This is a genomic window from Streptomyces hilarionis (assembly GCF_024539675.1).
GTDB classification, from domain to species: Bacteria; Actinomycetota; Actinomycetes; order Streptomycetales; family Streptomycetaceae; genus Streptomyces; species Streptomyces hilarionis.
This window is the reverse complement of sequence record NZ_JAHHIT010000010.1, coordinates 1-16,777: the sequence shown is the minus strand read 5'-3', so window position 1 is coordinate 16,777 and position 16,777 is coordinate 1. Positions and strand designations below refer to the sequence as shown.

17 protein-coding genes are annotated in these 16,777 nt (G+C 75.8%); 8 read left to right on the top strand and 9 right to left on the bottom strand.

Features of this window, described 5'->3' with window-relative positions; translation table 11 throughout:
* The first annotated feature begins 110 nt into the window (after positions 1-110).
* On the top strand, positions 111-1,022 hold the full coding sequence (locus tag KMS84_RS03940; RefSeq protein WP_256914597.1) for an SGNH/GDSL hydrolase family protein: 912 nt from the start codon (positions 111-113) through the stop codon (positions 1,020-1,022).
* 129 nt (positions 1,023-1,151) lie between these two features.
* Here KMS84_RS03940 and KMS84_RS03935 read toward each other — a convergent pair whose 3' ends face one another.
* Positions 1,152-1,469 (bottom strand): hypothetical protein, encoded by a 318-nt coding sequence (locus KMS84_RS03935; protein WP_256914596.1) that lies wholly within the window; start codon positions 1,467-1,469, stop codon positions 1,152-1,154.
* Between the two features lie 133 nt (positions 1,470-1,602).
* Between KMS84_RS03935 and KMS84_RS03930 the strand changes: the two genes are divergently transcribed.
* The gene (locus tag KMS84_RS03930; protein WP_256914595.1) at positions 1,603-1,938 is read left to right on the top strand and encodes a hypothetical protein; all 336 of its coding nucleotides are present in this window, start codon (positions 1,603-1,605) and stop codon (positions 1,936-1,938) included.
* A gap of 25 nt (positions 1,939-1,963) precedes the next feature.
* Here KMS84_RS03930 and KMS84_RS03925 read toward each other — a convergent pair whose 3' ends face one another.
* Positions 1,964-2,821 carry a DMT family transporter gene (locus KMS84_RS03925; RefSeq protein ID WP_256914594.1) on the bottom strand — a complete coding sequence of 286 codons (858 nt, stop codon included), beginning with the start codon at positions 2,819-2,821 and terminating at the stop codon, positions 1,964-1,966.
* A 163-nt stretch (positions 2,822-2,984) separates the two neighbouring features.
* Between KMS84_RS03925 and KMS84_RS03920 the strand changes: the two genes are divergently transcribed.
* Positions 2,985-3,398 carry an ATP-binding protein gene (locus tag KMS84_RS03920; protein ID WP_256914593.1) on the top strand — a complete coding sequence of 138 codons (414 nt, stop codon included), beginning with the start codon at positions 2,985-2,987 and terminating at the stop codon, positions 3,396-3,398.
* Positions 3,399-3,658: 260 nt separating this feature from the next.
* Here the strand turns inward: KMS84_RS03920 and KMS84_RS03915 are convergent, their stop codons facing one another.
* The gene (locus KMS84_RS03915) at positions 3,659-3,802 is read right to left on the bottom strand and encodes a hypothetical protein (protein ID WP_256914592.1); all 144 of its coding nucleotides are present in this window, start codon (positions 3,800-3,802) and stop codon (positions 3,659-3,661) included.
* 133 nt (positions 3,803-3,935) lie between these two features.
* A complete protein-coding gene (locus tag KMS84_RS03910) occupies positions 3,936-4,454 on the bottom strand; it encodes a hypothetical protein (RefSeq protein ID WP_285893105.1) in 519 nt (172 codons plus the stop codon).
* 336 nt (positions 4,455-4,790) lie between these two features.
* Between KMS84_RS03910 and KMS84_RS03905 the strand changes: the two genes are divergently transcribed.
* Together KMS84_RS03905 and KMS84_RS03900 are read left to right on the top strand one after the other, a co-directional pair.
* Positions 4,791-6,422 (top strand): phytoene desaturase family protein, encoded by a 1,632-nt coding sequence (locus KMS84_RS03905; protein WP_256914591.1) that lies wholly within the window; start codon positions 4,791-4,793, stop codon positions 6,420-6,422.
* 34 nt (positions 6,423-6,456) lie between these two features.
* Positions 6,457-7,353 (top strand): SDR family oxidoreductase, encoded by an 897-nt coding sequence (locus KMS84_RS03900; RefSeq protein ID WP_256914590.1) that lies wholly within the window; start codon positions 6,457-6,459, stop codon positions 7,351-7,353.
* Positions 7,354-7,828: 475 nt separating this feature from the next.
* Here the strand turns inward: KMS84_RS03900 and KMS84_RS03895 are convergent, their stop codons facing one another.
* The 3 genes from KMS84_RS03895 to KMS84_RS03885 all read right to left on the bottom strand — a co-directional run bounded on the left by KMS84_RS03895 (position 7,829) and on the right by KMS84_RS03885 (position 9,550).
* Positions 7,829-8,008, bottom strand: coding sequence for a hypothetical protein (locus KMS84_RS03895; RefSeq protein WP_069770309.1), 180 nt, complete (start codon positions 8,006-8,008; stop codon positions 7,829-7,831).
* Between the two features lie 225 nt (positions 8,009-8,233).
* Positions 8,234-8,938 (bottom strand): alpha/beta hydrolase, encoded by a 705-nt coding sequence (locus KMS84_RS03890; protein ID WP_256914589.1) that lies wholly within the window; start codon positions 8,936-8,938, stop codon positions 8,234-8,236.
* A gap of 192 nt (positions 8,939-9,130) precedes the next feature.
* Entirely contained in the window at positions 9,131-9,550 is a 420-nt protein-coding gene (locus KMS84_RS03885; RefSeq protein ID WP_256914588.1) for an ANTAR domain-containing protein, read from the bottom strand.
* Positions 9,551-9,800: 250 nt separating this feature from the next.
* On the opposite strand from KMS84_RS03885, the gene KMS84_RS03880 reads away from it, so the two are divergent.
* Positions 9,801-10,763, top strand: coding sequence for an AraC family transcriptional regulator (locus KMS84_RS03880; protein ID WP_256914587.1), 963 nt, complete (start codon positions 9,801-9,803; stop codon positions 10,761-10,763).
* A gap of 182 nt (positions 10,764-10,945) precedes the next feature.
* Complete coding sequence (locus KMS84_RS03875; RefSeq protein ID WP_256914586.1) at positions 10,946-13,078, top strand: FUSC family protein; 2,133 nt, start codon at positions 10,946-10,948, stop codon at positions 13,076-13,078.
* Between the two features lie 9 nt (positions 13,079-13,087).
* On the opposite strand, the gene gap is transcribed toward KMS84_RS03875, so the two are convergent.
* Together gap and KMS84_RS03865 are read right to left on the bottom strand one after the other, a co-directional pair.
* On the bottom strand, positions 13,088-14,086 hold the full coding sequence (gene gap / locus KMS84_RS03870) for a type I glyceraldehyde-3-phosphate dehydrogenase (RefSeq protein WP_256914585.1): 999 nt from the start codon (positions 14,084-14,086) through the stop codon (positions 13,088-13,090).
* Positions 14,087-14,203: 117 nt separating this feature from the next.
* Positions 14,204-15,160 (bottom strand): GlxA family transcriptional regulator, encoded by a 957-nt coding sequence (locus tag KMS84_RS03865; protein WP_256914584.1) that lies wholly within the window; start codon positions 15,158-15,160, stop codon positions 14,204-14,206.
* A gap of 254 nt (positions 15,161-15,414) precedes the next feature.
* On the opposite strand from KMS84_RS03865, the gene KMS84_RS03860 reads away from it, so the two are divergent.
* Positions 15,415-16,620: a S1 family peptidase gene (locus tag KMS84_RS03860; protein WP_256914583.1), complete on the top strand. Its 1,206-nt coding sequence runs from the start codon at positions 15,415-15,417 to the stop codon at positions 16,618-16,620.
* The last annotated feature ends 157 nt before the right edge of the window (positions 16,621-16,777 follow it).

Sequence of the window (16,777 nt, the reverse complement as noted above, 5' to 3'; positions counted from 1 at the left end):
GAGTCTGGCACCGTCGACCGACCGGGCGGTATACAAGCCCAGTCGAACCGTCACGACCGCCGCACGGGCGGCGTCGCCGACGGGCCAGGGCTGCGAGGGGGAGAGACTCGATGCAACGCGAAACAGGCACGGGAAGACCGGCCGGCCGTCGCCGACGGGGCGTCACCCTGCTGTCGGCGCTCGGCGGTTGCGCTCTCGTGGCCGCCTCCGCGACGCCGGTCGCCGCACACGGGGCGGGCGGCGGGGCGCGATACGCGGCGCTCGGGGACTCCTACACCTCGGGGCCCTTCATCCCCCGCCAGGTGGACGCCGACTGCGCCCGGTCCGACCACAACTACCCGTCCCTCGTGGCCGCGCGGCTGCGTACCGCCGCGTTCAAGGACGTCAGCTGCGGCGGGGCGACCACCGAGAACATGTGGAAGCCGCAGGGGACCAACGGCCCGCAGCTCGACGCGGTGAACCGCGACAGCGACCTGGTGACGGTCCAGATCGGCGGCAACGACATCGGCTTCGGCGCCATCATCGCCACCTGCGCGCAGGTGGCCCCGCAGGACCCGGCCGGTGATCCGTGCAAGCGCCACTACGGCGCGTCGGGCGTCGACGAGCTCACCGTGACGATCGCGAAGACCGCGCCGAAGATCGCGCGGGTGCTGCGGGCCGTGCACGAACGTGCTCCACGGGCCCGGGTCCTGCTGGTCGGCTATCCCGACCTCCTGCCCGACGACGGCAGCGGCTGCGCGCCCTCCGTGCCGTTCGCGACGGGCGACTTCCCCTACCTGAGGGACACCGGCAAGCGCCTGAACCTGATGCTCCGCCTGGTGGCCCTGTGGAACCGCGCGGAGTACGTCGACACCTACGGTCCGACCGTCGGCCACGACATGTGCACGTCCCCCGCGGTGCGGTGGATCGAGCCGCTGCGGCCCGCCTCGCCCGCCGCCCCCGCACACCCCAACGCCAAGGGCGAGGAGGCGATGGCCGGTGCGGTGTGGCAGCGCCTGACCCACGGGCGGGGCGGCCGCTGAACCCCGAGCCGCCCGCTGACCCCGAGCCGCCCGCGCGCGGACGTCCGCACCACGACCACGGTCCGCGGGAGACGACGGCGGGCGGCTCACGGCGGGACTGCTCAAGGGGAGCGGCTCATGGGGAGCGGCTCACAGCTCGGAGTCGATGCCGGTGATCACCGCCGGCCCGAGCGGCGCGGCGCTCCCGTCGATGCCGGCGGCCCGCAGGGCGGAGCCCGCGAGCCTGCGGGCGTCCTCCTCCGCGTCGGGAACGCTGTCCGCCTCGACGGCCATCCGGATGGTGAACGTGTCGTCGTCGTTCACGGTGAGGGGGTCCAGATCCTGCGCGTCGCCCATCCGGGTGCGGTGCGGGTCGGCGGGGCGCAGGGCCTGGTTCAGCCGGGTGCGCGCCTCGTCCTCGATCCCCGCCGTGAAGGTGCCGGGCACGGTGATCACGTAGGTCGTCATGACGTTCCCTTCGTCGGTCTGTCCCTCCCGCCTACCCCGCCGAGCGCCGGGCTCGCCCCCCGATCCGTGACCAAGGCTCTGAGACTCCTCAAGTCGCTTGGCAGGGGCGGCACTCGGGGCGACGATGATCCACATGACAGCTTTCACGGGACTCCACAAGAAGCAGGACGTCGTGCTGGTCCTCCGGGACGCGGACATGGTCGCGGCGGCGCTGCGCGAGGCGCTGGCCGAGGCCTCCCCCGAGGAGCGCCCGGGCCTGGAACGCGCCGTCGCCCTGGTCGGAGCCACCGCGGCGGCCACGGAGGCCCGGCTGCGCGCCGACTGGGTCCGGTCCCGGCTGGCCGCCGTCGGCTTCACCGGTGACGTGTCCTCGATCGCGGCCGTGAAGGCCCTGCGCCAGGCGGAGAAGAGGCTGAGCCTGCTGGCGGCGGTGGAACTGCAGAAGGACGCCGTGGCCCACCCGGCGTGACCGCCGCCCCGGCCCGCCGCCGCGGTCAGCGGACGACGTCCGACAGGTGGGGCACCACGCGGGTCAGCCGCAGCACGCCCCACAGCACGAGCAGCACGCCGACCGCCTCGGGCAGCAGCCACCGGCCGGCCCGGATCTCCTCGTCGAACAGGACGACGCCCAGCAGGAGGCTCACCGTGGCGTCGCCGATGGTCAGGGCGGGCTGCGAGGCGGTGAGGGGGCCCGCCTGAAGGGCGTTCTCCAGCAACAGGACCGCCGCGACGCCGGTGAGGGCGAACCCGTAGGTCTGCCACGCGGTGAGGAAGGCGGGCAGTCCGCCGTCGGCGAGGCGTCCGGTGGCCGACTTCATCAGGGCGGCGGTCAGCGCGTTGCCGATCGCCGCGGCCGAGCCCAGCGCGGCGGCCCGCACCAGCGGCGAGGCGGAGGAACGGGTGAGGGCGACCGCCGCGCCCATCGCGCCCAGGGCGAGCGCCAGGACCGGGATCCACCGCTCCATGGCCGCCTGCTGCCGCGTTCCGTGCGGGGCCGCCGACACCAGCAGCAGGGCGAGACCGGCCACCGCCGCCGCGACCGCCCGCCAGGCGTCGGCCGACAGCCGGCGGTGCAGCAGGGGCACGGCCACCAGCAGGGCGAAGGGCAGTTCCAGGATGAACACGGGCTGCACCAGGGCCATGGGCCCGTTGAAGAGGGCCAGCGCCTGGAACACCGCGGCGCCGACGACGCCCGCGATCCCGATCGACCAGGCGGGCCGCCGCACGAGGGCACGCAGCAGCCGCAGGCCCCCGCCCTGGGGCACGGTGGAGGCGGCCTTGCGCTGGAACGCCGTGCCCACCGCGTTGCTGGCGGCCCCGAGGACGGCGAAGAGCAGCGCGAGCACGATCACCACTCCACCTTGCCGGGCGAAACCGCGGACCGACAGCCGCCACCGGGGGGCCGGGCGGGCCGGGGGCTTCACACCTGCGACCACGACCACGTCCGGCTCGGCGTCACGCGGGCGTCCCGGGGTAGACGGAGGGCCGGTGGACGCTTTCTCGGAGGGATCAGGAATGGACCGATCAGCGCTGCGGGCCGTCGGATGGGCCCGCTCTCTCCCCCTGGAGTGCACGGTGAAGACGGCCCGCGACTGGGCCCGGGATCATCTCGACACGCTGGGCTGGTCCACCACCGCTCCGGAGACGGTCGACGCCGTGCTGCTGACCGTCTCCGAACTGGTGACCAACGCCCACCGGCACGCGCACAGCGACGCGCAGCTCGTGATGACCTGGGACAGCCGCTGTCTGCACATCGCGGTCCACGACGCGTCGGCCGAACTGCCGGCCCCCCGAGACCCCAGCACCGACCGCACCGGCGGGCGGGGGATGTTCCTCGTCGACGCGCTGGCCGACAGCTGGGAGGCGCACCCGTGCCCGCACGGCAAGACCGTGACAGCCTGCTTCAGCCCGCAGACCGCGGCTTCCTGACCCGCTCGGCGGGCACAGCGTTCGGCGGACACGGGGCGGCCGGGTCGGTCCCCGCGGACCCGCCCCCGGCGGTGAAGCGGACCCGGCCGCCCCTGCCGTCCGACGGCGACGATCCGCGAAGGACCGCGCAGAGGACCGCCCGCGTACCGATGCGACGGCCGGACGCGATGTACCGAGGCGACGGCCGGACAGCCGACCGCCCGCCGTCGGGACGAGGGCGGGCGGAGTCGGCGATGTCGCCGTGAGGGCAGGTCGGTCGGTCAGCGCCGGGTGCGCAGCCGCGCCAGCAGGCCGCGCGCCTGGGCACGGCGTTGCGGGTCGGCCGCCGTACGGCGCACCTGTTCGATCGTGCGCCGCCCCTGAGGGGTCCTGCTGAATTCCTTGATGCGCTGGATGACGCCCATCGTTGTCCTCCCCTGATCCTTCGGGTCCGTCCGGTCCGTCCGGTCCGTCCGCGCGGCCCGTCTCGGCGCTCCGGTCGCGTCGCCGTCGGTGGGCGACCGCTTCTTGAGCTGCGGTTACCCCGGAACGGGCAGATCAGGCCGCTCGCGCCGCGCGCCGCCGCGGCCCGGCGGGGGCGACGGGAGCGGGCGCCGGACGAGCCGCGGCGGCCTTGGTGCGTGCGAGCAGGACCCGGTACGTCGTCTTCGCGGGGTCCGTGACCGGCTCGCCCAGCGTGATCCGGCCCGCCGCGTAGAGCTCGTCGCACTCGGCGGCCGACAGCGCCACGTAGCAGCCCCCGCGCCCGCCCTCGGCGTCCAGCGGCCGCCAGTAGCCGTACACCCGCCGTCCGCCCGCGTGCTCGGTGACGAACACCGGCGTGCGCGGGTCGGACAGGACGCGCAGCACGTCACTTCCGGCGCGGCGCGGCGCGGCGGCGGGACGCGGCGGGGTCGCGCGCCGGGCCGGACGCGGCGCCTCGCGGGGGCGGGGCACGCCGGCCACGACCGCGACGACGGGTCCCGGCGCGACGGGGGCCGTCCACGCGTCGCGCGCCGGGCGGCGCGCCGCGGAACGTACGTCGAAGACCTGCGGCTGGTCGGCGGTGAGCGGCATCGTCGATGACCTTTCCTGGACGGGGACATGAGACCGCGTACCCGGCTGAGCCGGAGTTGATCTCACCTGGGGGCATCCTTCATCACGGCACTGACAACGAGCCCGTCTACAAGATCCACTCCTGCCCCGGCGCCGGCCTCGTACACCGCGAAAGGGTTCACGTCTGCCGAGGGGGGCACTCGGCGCACCCGTCCGCAGCGATCGCAGGAGGCACGGTGGCCGTCGCGCACCGACCGCACCGACCGCGCCGACCGGTCCGGCAGCGCCCGGCCGGACGCCGACCGGCCGGAGCGCTCCCCGAGGCCGTGGCGTTCTCGCTCGTTCAGGGAGGCGGCGATGCCTGACGCGGTGGTGGTCGGCGCCGGACCGAACGGTCTGGTCGCGGCGAACCTGCTGGTGGACGCCGGGTGGAGTGTGGAGGTCATCGAGGAGCAGCCCGAGCCCGGGGGCGCGGTGCGGCACGACCGGTCCGTGGACCCCGCGTTCGTGAACGATCTGTTCAGCTCCTTCTACCCGCTGGCCGTCTCCTCCCCCGTCCTGTCCGCCCTGCGCCTGCACGAGCACGGTCTGCGCTGGAGCCACGCGCCCAGCGTCCTGGCCCATCCCCTCACCGACGGCCGCTGCGCGCTGCTCGACCGCCGGATCGCCGTCACCGCCGACTCGCTGGACACCTTCCGGCCCGGCGACGGGGACGCCTGGCGCCGGCTGCACGAGGTCTGGGAGCGGTTGCGGCCGGACATCCTGGACGCGCTGTTCACGCCGTTCCCGCCGCTGCGGGCGACGGCCCGGCTGGCGGCCCGGCTGCGCGGGGCCGGCGGACTGCGGATGGCCCGCACGCTCGTCCTGCCGGTGCGCCGGATGGGCGAGGAGGAGTTCGCAGGCGAGGGCGGGCGGCTGCTGCTCGCGGGCAACGCCCTGCACGCCGACCTCGCCCCCGAGGCGGCGGGCAGCGGCGGCTTCGGCTGGCTGATGTCGATGCTCGGGCAGAGCTACGGCTTTCCCGCGCCGGTCGGCGGCTCCGGCGCCCTGACGGCCGCCCTGGTGCGGCGGCTGCGCTCACGCGGCGGCTCCCTGCGCTGCGGACAGCGGGTGGACCGGATCGTCGTGCGCGACGGACGGGCGGTCGGGGTGCGCACCGCGGACGGCGAACCGGTCGCCGCACGGCGCGCCGTGCTGGCCGACGTGTCGGTGCCGGCGCTGTACGGGTCGCTCCTGGAGCCGGAGCACCTGCCCGCCCGACTGGCGGCCGATCTGGAGCGGTTCCAGTGGGACTTCGCGACGTTCAAGGTCGACTGGGCGCTGGACGGACCGGTGCCCTGGCAGGCCGAGGCGGCGCGGCGGGCCGGGACCGTGCACCTGGCGGACGGGCTCGACGAGCTCACCCGCTTCGCGGCCCAGATCGCCATGCACCGGGTCCCCGACCGCCCCTTCGCCCTGTTCGGCCAGATGACCACGACCGACCCGGCGCGCTCCCCCGCCGGCACCGAGTCCGCCTGGGCCTACACCCACGTCCCGCAGGAGGTCGCGGGCGACGCGGGCGACGAGGGGCTGACCGGCGCCTGGGACGCGAAGGAGCAGGAGGTGATGGCCGACCGGGTCGAGCGGCAGGTGGAGCGGTTCGCCCCCGGCTTCCGGTCCCTGGTCCGGGCCCGGCGGATCCTGGCCCCGCCGACCATGCAGTCCCTCGACGCCAACCTCCACGGCGGCGCGATCAACGGCGGCACCACCGCACTCCACCAGCAGCTCTTCTTCCGCCCGCTGGCCGGCAGCGGCCGTGCGGAGACCGCCGTGCGCGGCCTGTTCCTGGCGTCGGCCGGCGCGCACCCGGGCGGTGGCGTCCACGGCGCGCCGGGGGCGAACGCGGCGCGCGCGGCCCTGCGCCGCCATGTCCCGCCCGGCCGCACCCACGTGCAGCGGGTCCTGGCCCGCCGCGACCGCACCGGTGCGAGGAAGCCCTCCACCGGCTGACCGGCTTCACCGCCGTCGAGGAACGGAGCAGCCCGTGCCCGAGAGTCCCCTGAAGGAACGCGCCGTCGTGATCACGGGAGCCGCGCGCGGGCTGGGCGCGGCGCAGGCACGGGAACTGGCCCGGCGCGGGGCCCGGTTGGCGCTGGTCGGGCACGAGGGGCCGGCGCTGCGGAGGCTGGCCGCGTCCCTGCCCGGCCCGGCGCTGGCGTTGGAGGCGGACGTCACCGACGCCGAGGCGCTCGGCCGGGCGGCGGCCGCCGTGCGGGAGCGGCTCGGGCCGCCCTCGGTGGTCGTCGCCAACGCGGGCGTCGCCGAGGGGGGACCGTTCGCCGAGGCGGACATGGTCTCCTGGCGGCGCGTCATCGACGTCAACGTGGTGGGCAGCGCGCTGACGGCGCGTACGTTCCTGCCCGACCTGATGGAGACCGCCGGCTACTACCTGCAGATCGCCTCCCTGGCCTCGATGGGCGCGGCTCCGCTGATGAGCGCCTACTGCGCCTCGAAGGCCGCCGTGGAGGCCTTCGCGCACTCGCTGCGGGCCGAGGTCGCCCAGCACGGCGTCGCCGTCGGGGTCGCCTACCTGAACTGGACCGACACGGACATGATCCGGGACGCCGACCGTCATGCCGTGCTGCGCGAGCTGCGCGCCCACATGCCGGCGCCCGCCCGCCGCGTGTACCCGCCCGAGTTCGTCGCGCGGCGGCTCGCCACGGCCGTCGAACGCCGGCGCACCGTCGTCTACGTCCCCGCCTGGCTGCGTCTGGTGCAGGGGGCGCGCGCCGCGCTGCCGCCGCTGGTCCTGCGCGTGTCGCGGTACGAGCTGCCCCGGCTGGAGGCGGCCGAGCCGTTCCGGCCCACCGGGCTGCTCGGTGCGGGCGGACGGGCCGACGGCGCCGCGGGCCGCCCGGGCGAGGGGCGGGGCGGGTGGTGAGTCCGTGCGACGCGGCGACGGTGCGGGCCCGGGCCGGGACCGGTGCGGAACCCGGCGGGCCGGGGGTGGGGCCGCGCAAGGCGCACCGGAGGGAGTGGGCCGGTGTCGGTCGATCCGGCGGGTTTCCCGGGCGTGGTGCTGCCGGCCTGCCCGGTTCCCGGGCCCGGCTTCCTCGTGATCGTCGGGGCGGTCGCACGGCGCGCCGCACTGGGCCGGGCGGGCCGCGACGGGCGCCCCGGTCCGCCGGCCACGGCGGCTCGCCCGCCGGGGAGGTCTTCGTGCTCGGCGGTCCCGACAGCGCCGTCGGCGTCGTCCGCCGGCCGGTGCTCGTGCGGGCCGCCACGCGGCCGCGGTGACTGCTCGCGCGGCCTGCCCGGCGGCGTCGCCGGGAACGCGCGACGGGGTGGCTGTCCATCGCCGTCGGCGTGGGCGTCGCCACCGCGCGGTGAGCGGGACGGGACGCCCGGTCGCGTCCTCAGGAGAAGAACGACCGCTGCGCGGGCAGCCCGCCCTGGGCGAAGGAGGAGGGGGCGCTCATCACGCGGTCGAGGTCGCGCTTGATGCGTTCGGCCTCGCCGCGCACATCGGCGGGCACGTCGCCGCGCTCGGTGACGAGACGGTGGTAGATGGGGGTGTCGTCGAAGGCGGAAATCACCGGAGAGGCTCTGCTTTCGTGGGCGGTCGGGCGGGCCGACGCGGCAGGACGGACAGGGGACACGGCCGACGATCCGAGGGGGCGAACCGGCGTTTGCGGGACGTCGCCTGACGGCTCGGCACGGCAGCCTCGGGCGACGACATCATCGTATTGTCCCCGATGGGGCGGCGGGTGACGACACCGAGGCCTGCGAGCGGCCCGTGGCGCGGCCGGGCGCCGTTCCCGTCACCACCGCAAAGGACCCTGTGCGCCGCAGGCTTCACCGGCGAGGCCCGTCAACCCCGTCTCGACCGAAAGCAGTTGGGTGACGACCGAGGCGACGGCGCGATGCCAGTCACCGCCGCGGCGCAGCATCGCGTGGTCGCCGCCCTCGACGAGGACGAGTCCGGCCCGCGCACCGGCCTCCCGGGCGCGCCGAACGTAGCGGGCCGACTCCCCGGGGTCGGTCACCCGGTCGCGGTCACCGTGCAGGACGACGACGCTCGTCCCGCCCAGCCGGTCGACGGGTTCGCCGGGCGGGCACCACGGCGCCAGGGCCAGCACCGCCCGCACCATGGGGTCGGCGGCCGCCCGCAGCGCCGCCCTGCCTCCCATCGAATGCCCCACCAGGATCACCGGCAGCTCGCCCGCCAGCGCGCGCAGCTCGTCGAGGGCGCGTGCGGTGTCGGCGACCGGGTCGGCCGTCGCGTTCCAGCCCCGGTAGCGGTAGCGGACCTCGCCGAGCAGCACGTCGCCGCGGTCGGTGGCGGCGAGGGCGGCCCGCAGGACGGGACGCATCCGCAACGGCGCGGGGTGCCAGGGCCGGGACCGCTGCCGCCCGTGCTCGCGGCCCCCGTGCAGGACCAGGACCGCGGCCCCCGCGGGCGTGAGCGGCCGGCAGCGCACCACCAGCGCGGCCCCGGCCGCGGTGACGGCCTGTCGTTCCTCCACTGCTGATCCCCGCTTCCCGCACGGCGCCTGCCCGGACCGGGCGCCGACGCGAGACGGAGCGCACGGCCGTACGGCCGGTCCCGGCCGAGACGTCGAGGATGCCAGAGAGCGGCCGTCCCGCACGACCGGACCGGCGGGCCGCGAATCCGTGGCGCACGACCGCGCTCGGCACGACGGACGGCCGTGCGGCGCTCAGGCCTCCTGGGGGGCGGACGCCCGGGCCGCGCCGTCCCGGCCGCGGTCGCTCTCGGCGTCGCGGTCGCCGCCGGGGCTCCCACCGGGTTCGACGCCGAGGCCGCGTGCCGCGCCGTGCCGGGACCGGTGCCGGGTCCTGAGCACCGCGGCCCGCATCGCCGGGCGGATCTCCTCGGGCAGACGTCCGCTGGTCACCCAGCCCATGACGTGCCGGGCGACGTCGCGCAGCTTGATGTTGGTGTGCTGGGAGACCTGCCGGAGCACGTCCCAGCTGTTCTCCGGGCTGAGCCGGCACACCGCCGCCACCACGCCCATCGCCTGGTCGATCTCGGCGCGCGAGGCGAGGGCCCGGCGCAGCTGGTCCACCTCTTGTTCGAGGGCGGCGACCTTCTTCGCGAGTTCGTCGTCGTCCGACATACGAGGTCGCTTCTCCTCCTCACACCCCCGGGGAACGTCGGCGCACGGCACGCGCACGACGCATTCCCGCTCCACTGTGCTCGGTTCCGCGGCCCGCCGCGATCCCGGAAACGAAAAGAACCGCGGGCGAGCGTCCGCCCAACGAAACGGGATCCGGTCGCGTACGGATGGCGCGGGCTTCGTGGAGGAAATGTGGGGCAGACGTACGCTGGAACGTTGTACACCGTGGCAGGCGAGGGGATCCGAGGGCATGCACACGCTGACCTTCGACAGCGACGACCTGGACCGGACGGAGGACTTCCTCAGCCGCGCCTACGCGAAGATGCGGATCGGCAGCAGCACGCCGGAGAGCAGCCGGGCCCGGATCAGCCGCAGTGGCCTCGGCCCGATCACGGTGGACGAGCTCGACCTCGACTTCGAGATGAGCTACGCCGTCACCCCGCTGAACCGGATCTGTCTCTGCGTGGTCCACGAGGGCACCATCCGGGATCACGTCTACCAGGGGGTGGAGGACTCGTTCGGCCCCGGGGACGTGGTGTCCTTCGCGCCGCCGACGCAGTCCTACGCGGGCCGGATCTGCGGCGCCCGCTACAACATCACCATGCTGGACCCCGCCCTGCTCGACCAGGTGGCCGCCACCGCGACCCCGAGCGTGACCGAGCCGGTCCGCCTGACCGGACACCGGCCGCACTCCCCCGCCGCGGCCGAGCAGCTGCGGCAGGCGATCACCTACGTCCGCGACCATGTGCTGACCGAGCCGACCATGACGCGGCAGCCGCTGATCGTGTCCACCGCCGCCCAGCACCTGGCCGCCACGGTGCTGAGCACGTTCCCCAACACCGCGCTGACGGACCCGACGGCGGCCGACCGCCGCGACGCGCATCCCGACGCGCTGCGCCGGGCGCTGGCCTACATCGACGACCACGCCGACGAGCCGATCACCGTCGCCGACATCGCGTCGGCGGCGCACGTCACGGTCCGCGCGCTCCAGTACGCCTTCCGCCGGCACATGGACACCACGCCGCTCGCCCACCTGCGCCAGGTGCGGCTCTCCCACGCCCACCGCGAGCTCCAGGCGGCCGACCCCCACGCCGGGACGACGACGGTGACCGAGGTCGCGGCCCGCTGGGGCTTTTTCCACGCGGGCCGCTTCGCCGCGCTCTACCGCGAGGCCTACCGGCGCACTCCCCGCCAGACGCTCCTCGACGACTGACCCGGCGGCGCTCCCGCCCTGGCCCCGGACGGCAGCCCCGCGCCCCGGAGCGACCCGGCCGAGAGCTCGCACGACGGCGGCCGTCCGCGCCCCCACGACGACGTCTGCGCCTGCGGGGGCGCGGCGGCCGCGCGACACTGGGAGGGCTGACGACCTCGGGTGGCGCGCGGAGAGGAACGCCGATGCCCCCACGGCCCTCGCTCGCCGAATCCGTCAGGGCCGGCCGCCGCGCGGTCCGGGTGACGGCCTCCGCGGCAGCCGGGTTCTACCCGGCCGCCTATCTGCTCGACCAGCCCGTGACCGCGGTGTACGCGCTGTTCACCCCCATCGCGCTGGGCGTCCTGTCGCCGTTGCCGGGCTCCGGGCGCGGTCGCGCCGCCACCGTGCTGTGGGCGCTGCCGGCCGCCGCGGCCCTCGCCGCCCTGGGCACCGCTCTCGCGGTGGGAACCTGGCCGGCCGTGGCGGGCATGCTCCTCGTGGCGTTCGGGCTGACCTTCGGCGCGGTCTGCGGCCCGCGCCCGGCCGGGACCGCGCCCGGGCTGCAACTGTTCTACATCCTCGCCTGTTTCCCGCCCTTCGCCCCGCAGACCCTGCCGCAACGCCTGACCGGCATCGCCGTCGGCGGGCTGCTGCTCGCGCTGTGCGAGCGGACGGTGCTCCCGGACCCGCCGGAGCCCTCGTACCGCGGCAGGATCGCCGACGTCCTCGACCTCGCCGAGCGCTGCGCCGTCACGCTGACCCGCACCGGGGGCACGGAGCCCGGAGCGGGCGAACGGCTGCGGGCCGCCGGCCGGGACCTGCGGTTCTCGCGGCTGCCCGCCGGCGCGCGCCCGACCGGCGCGGGACGCCGGGGCCGCGCGCTGGCCCAGGCGGGTTCCGCGACCCGGCGTCTCGTGGACCAGCTGGCGGCCCTGTGCGAGCTGCCGCGCGACGCTGCGGACACCGCCTCGGACCAGCTGCTGCGGGGCGTCGCCGTCGGCTGCGGCGAGACGGCCCGTTGCCTGCGCCGTCGGCGTCCCGTGGCCGGACCCGAGCTGCTCGAGGAGATGATCGACCAGTTCCTCCGCTCGCGCGACGCGGTCCCGGCCGGGCGCACCGGTCGTCCGCACGAGGTGGTGCGCCGGCAGTCGACGGTGCTGACGATCGCCGTCTCGGCGGTGACCGTGCGCACGGCCGTCGCGCTCGTCACCGGCGGCCGACGGCCCCCGTACGGGCTGCCGCGGGAGCAGTTCTGGTACGCCGACCTGTCGACGGTCCGGGTGTTCGGCGCGCGTCTCACCGGCAATCTGACGCGGCGTTCCGTGGTCTTCCAGAACGCGATGCGCACCGCTCTCGGTCTCTCCTTCGCCCGGCTGGTGGCGGGATCGCTGGACCTCTCGCACGGCTTCTGGGTGCTGCTGGCCGTGCTCACGCTGGGGCGCACCACGGCGGGCGCGACCTGGTCGACCGTGCGCTCCGCCGTCGTCGGCACGCTGGCCGGAGCTCTCATCGCCGGGGTGCTGCTGGTCGAGGCGGGCGACGCCACCGAGGTGTACGCGTGGCTGCTCGTGCCGATGATGCTGCTCGCCTTCACGGTGGGCCCGCTGGAGGGACCGGCCTGGGCGCAGGGGCTGTTCACCCTGGTCGTGTCGGTGGCTTTCGCGCAGATCGCGCCCGTGACCTGGCGGCTCGCGGAGACACGGGTCCTCGACGTGCTGACCGGGAGCGCCGTCGGGCTGCTGTGCGGCGTCCTGGCCTGGCCGTTCGGCGCCCGCGCCGAGACGCGGCGCAGCATGGCGGCCCTGCTGTCCGCGGCCGCGCCCCTGGTGCGGGTCACCGCCGACGCCACGACCGGCCGCGGTGATCCCGGCCGGGACGGCGACGCGGCCGAGCGGGCCCTGCGGCTGACCAGGCACCGGCTCCGCATCGCGGAAGGCGCCTACGCGCAGTACCGCACCGAGCCCTCCGGGCCGGCGGCCGGGACGGAGCCCGACTACCTCGCCGCCCTCAACTTCGGCTCCCGGGTGCTGGTGGGGGCCCACTGGCTGCCCCGGACCGACCGGGTGCGCGAGCTGCCCCCCGCCGCCCGGCGGTGGCTGGGCGAGGTCACCGGGGAGGTGGAGGAGGCCACCGTGCGGGCGGCCGGCTTCCCCACGGGCGGCGTCCGGGTCCGGCCCGCGCCGCCGCCGTCCCTCCCGCCCGGATCCCCGCCGGCTGTCCTGTCCCTGCTCAGCGACTTGCAGGTGTGGCTCGACGCCCTCGCGGCCGACCTGCGGGCCGGCACCGCCCACCGGCCGGCCCGGCCCGCCCGCGCGGCGGCCGGCCGGCCCCGGTGAACGGTCCGGTCAGCGCGCGGCGAGGAGTTCGAGCGTGTCGATCACCCGGTGGGAGAAGCCCCACTCGTTGTCGTACCAGGCGACGACCTTGACGTGACGGCCCTCGACCCGGGTCAGCGCCGAGTCGAAGATCGACGACGCCGGGTTGCCGGTGATGTCCGACGACACCAGCGGGTCCTCCGAGTACTCGAGGACGCCGGCCAGCGGACCCTCGGCGGCCTTGCGGTACGCGGCCAGGACGTCCTCACGGGTCACGTCGCGGGCGACGGTCGTGTTGAGCTCCACGATCGAGCCCACCGGGACCGGCACCCGGATCGAGTCGCCGGACAGCTTGCCGTCGAGGGCGGGCAGGACGAGGCCGATGGCCTTGGCGGCGCCGGTCGTGGTCGGCACGATGTTGACGCCGGCGGCGCGGGCGCGCCGCGGGTCGCGGTGCGGGCCGTCCTGAAGGTTCTGCTCCTGCGTGTAGGCGTGCACGGTCGTCATGAAGCCGTGCTCGATGCCGGCGACGTCGTCCAGGACGGCGGCCAGCGGGGCGAGCGCGTTGGTGGTGCAGGACGCGTTCGAGACGATCGTGTGCAGCTCGGGGTCGTAGGCGTCGGTGTTGACGCCGTACGCGAGGGTGACGTCGGCGCCGTCCGAGGGCGCGCTGACGAGCACCTTGCGCGCGCCCGCGTCGAGGTGGGCGCGGGCGGCCTTCGCCGAGGTGAACCGGCCGGTCGCCTCCAGCACGATGTCGACCTCCAGCTCCGCCCAGGGCAGCTGCGCCGGCTCGCGCTCGGCGAGGACCTTGATACGGCGGCCGTCGACGACGAGGACGTCGCCCTCGACGGCGACCGGTCGGCCCAGCCGGCCGGACGTCGAGTCGAAGGCGAGCAGCCGGGCCAGGGCGGTGGGCTCGGTGAGGTCGTTGACGGCGACGATCTCCAGGTCGCTGTCGCGCTCGAGGAGTGCGCGCAGCACGTTGCGTCCGATGCGGCCGAATCCGTTGATGGCGATGCGAGTCATGAGTGATGTCCCTTCGGTTCGCCACCAGCCTCCCGTGCCGCGCCCGCGGGTGACCCAGGCGTATGCGCCATGGTTCGCAAGGATCTCGCCAACGCGGGCGCCGGGCGTCGGCGGCGCTCACTCACCCCGGGTGAACGTGCGCCGGTACTCGCTGGGCGTGGTGCCGAGGATCTGCTGGAAGTGCAGCCTCAGGTTCGCGCCGGTGCCGAGGCCGACGTCCCCCGCGATCTGCTCGACGCCGCGCCCGGAGCGCTCCAGCAGCTCGCGCGCCCGGTCGATGCGGGCGCGCATGACCCACTGCATGGGCGTGTATCCGGTGTCCTCGACGAAGCGCCGTGACAGGGTGCGCTCCGAGACGGCCGCGTGCCGGGCCAGGGTCTCCAGGGTGAGGGGCTCGTCGAGGTGGTGCAGCGCCCACTCGCGGGTGGCGGCGAAGCGTTCGCCGAGCGGCTCCGGCACGCTGCGCGGCACGTACTGGGCCTGGCCGCCGCTGCGGTAGGGGGCCGCGACCAGCCGCCGGGCCGCGTGGTTGGAGGCGGCCACGCCGAGGTCGCGGCGCAGGACGTGCAGGCACAGGTCGATGCCGGACGCGGCGCCGGCCGAGGTCAGCACGCTGCCCTCGTCGACGAACAGGACGTTCTCGTCGACCCGCACGTGCGGGTGCCGGGCCGCGAGGGCCCGGGTGTAGTGCCAGTGGGTCGTGGCCCGTCTGCCGTCCAGCAGGCCCGTGGCGGCGAGGGCGAAGGCGCCGGTCGAGATGGCGGCCAGCCGCGCTCCCCGCTCGTGGGCGGCGCGCAGCGCGTCGACGACCGCCCGCGGCGGGTCGTCGCGGTCGGGGTGGCGGTAGCCGGGGATGAAGACGACGTCGGCCCAGGCGAGCGCCTCGAGCCCGTGGGCGACGTGGTACGACAGTCCGTCACCGCCCGTCACCAGGCCGGGCGTCGCACCGCACACCCGCACCTCGTAGGGCATGCTCGCGCGGGTCGTGAACACCTGCGCGGGAATGCCGACGTCGAGCGGCTTCGCTCCCTCGAGCACGAGGACGGCGACACGTTGCAGGCGGGAGGACGACACCCGGAAAGGGTACGGGGCGGCCACCGGGCCTCGCCCGGACCTCGCGGCGGCGCCGACGCGGCGGGTCGGGCGGGCCCGGGGTGCGGGCCGTGCCCGAAACCCGTCCGTGCATTGGCATAGACCTGACACTCGGTAAGGATTAGGCTCTGCCGCGCCCCACCTGAGAGCGCTCTCACGATCCCGTCGCACCCTTGTTCCACCTCTGTTCCGCCCCTGTTCCGCCCCCCACCCTGGAACGACGAAGGGCACCTTCCATGAGACGCACAAGGCTCGGCCCCCTCTGTCTTTCGGCACTGCTGACCCTGGGCGGCATCGTCGCCGCCGGCATCTCCCCCGCGGCGGCCGGCGACCGGGCCCCCGCCCCGCTCCCCGCGGCCGCCTCCCCGCGCACCCCCGCTTCCGCCGCGGGGGACCCCGCTCGCGCCTCCGCGGGACTGCTGCGGGCCATGCGGCAGCAGTTCGGGCTCACGGCGCGCGAGGCGAGCGCCCGGTTGCGGGCCGAGCGCGACGCCGCCGCCCTCGAACCGAGGGCGCGCCGCACGGCGGGAGCCGCGTACGCGGGGTCCTGGTTCGACGCCTCCGACGGCCGCCTGACGGTGGCGGTCACCGCGCGGGCGTCACAGGCCGCACGCGCGGCGATCGGCTCCGCGGGAGCGGTCGTCCGCGTCGTCGAGCACAGCGCGCGGACGCTGGAGGCGGCCAGGTCCCGCATCGACCGGCTCCCGGCCCCCGCCTCTGTCGCGGGCTGGCACGTGGACCCGGCGAGGAACAGCGTGGTGGTCACGGTGGTCCGCGACCGGCGTGCCGACAACGATGTCCGGCGTTTCCTCGCGCGGGCCCGCGCCGCCGCCCCCGTCACGGTGGAGACCGTCGCCGCGGCCCCGCGCACCTTCGCCGCCGGCACGGTCGGCGGCGACCCCTATTACACGGGCAACGTCCGCTGCTCCATCGGCTTCTCGGTCCACGGCGGTTTCGTCACCGCGGGCCACTGCGGCAACGCCGGCGCGGGCGTCCGGGGCTGGGACGGCTCCTACGTCGGCGAGTTCCGGGGCTCCTCGTTCCCCGACAACGACTACGCCTGGGTCGGTGTGGGCAGCGGCTGGTGGACGGTGCCGGTCGTCCTCGGCTGGGGCACGGTCCCCGACCAGCTGGTGCGCGGCTCCGCCGAGGCGCCCGTGGGCTCCTCCGTCTGCCGCTCCGGGTCGACCACCCACTGGCACTGCGGGACGGTGCTCGCGAAGAACGAGACCGTCAACTACAGCCAGGGCGCGGTGCACCAGATGACGAAGACGAGCGTCTGCGCCGAAGGAGGCGACTCCGGCGGCTCGTTCATCAGCGGGGACCAGGCCCAGGGCGTCACGTCCGGCGGCTGGGGCAACTGCTCGTCCGGCGGCGAGACGTGGTTCCAGCCGGTCAACGAGATCCTCGGCCGCTACGGACTCACCCTGCACACCTACTGACCGCCGACCGCCGCCCCGCGCCGTGCCGGACGACCGCTGCACGGCGCGCACAGCCCGGCGGCGCACCGGCCCGGGCCGCCCCGGCCCTCCTCCCCGAGGCCACCCCTCGGGGCCCGGGGCGCCCGGCTCCGAGGGGCGGGGGTGGCCGCGTGTCAGG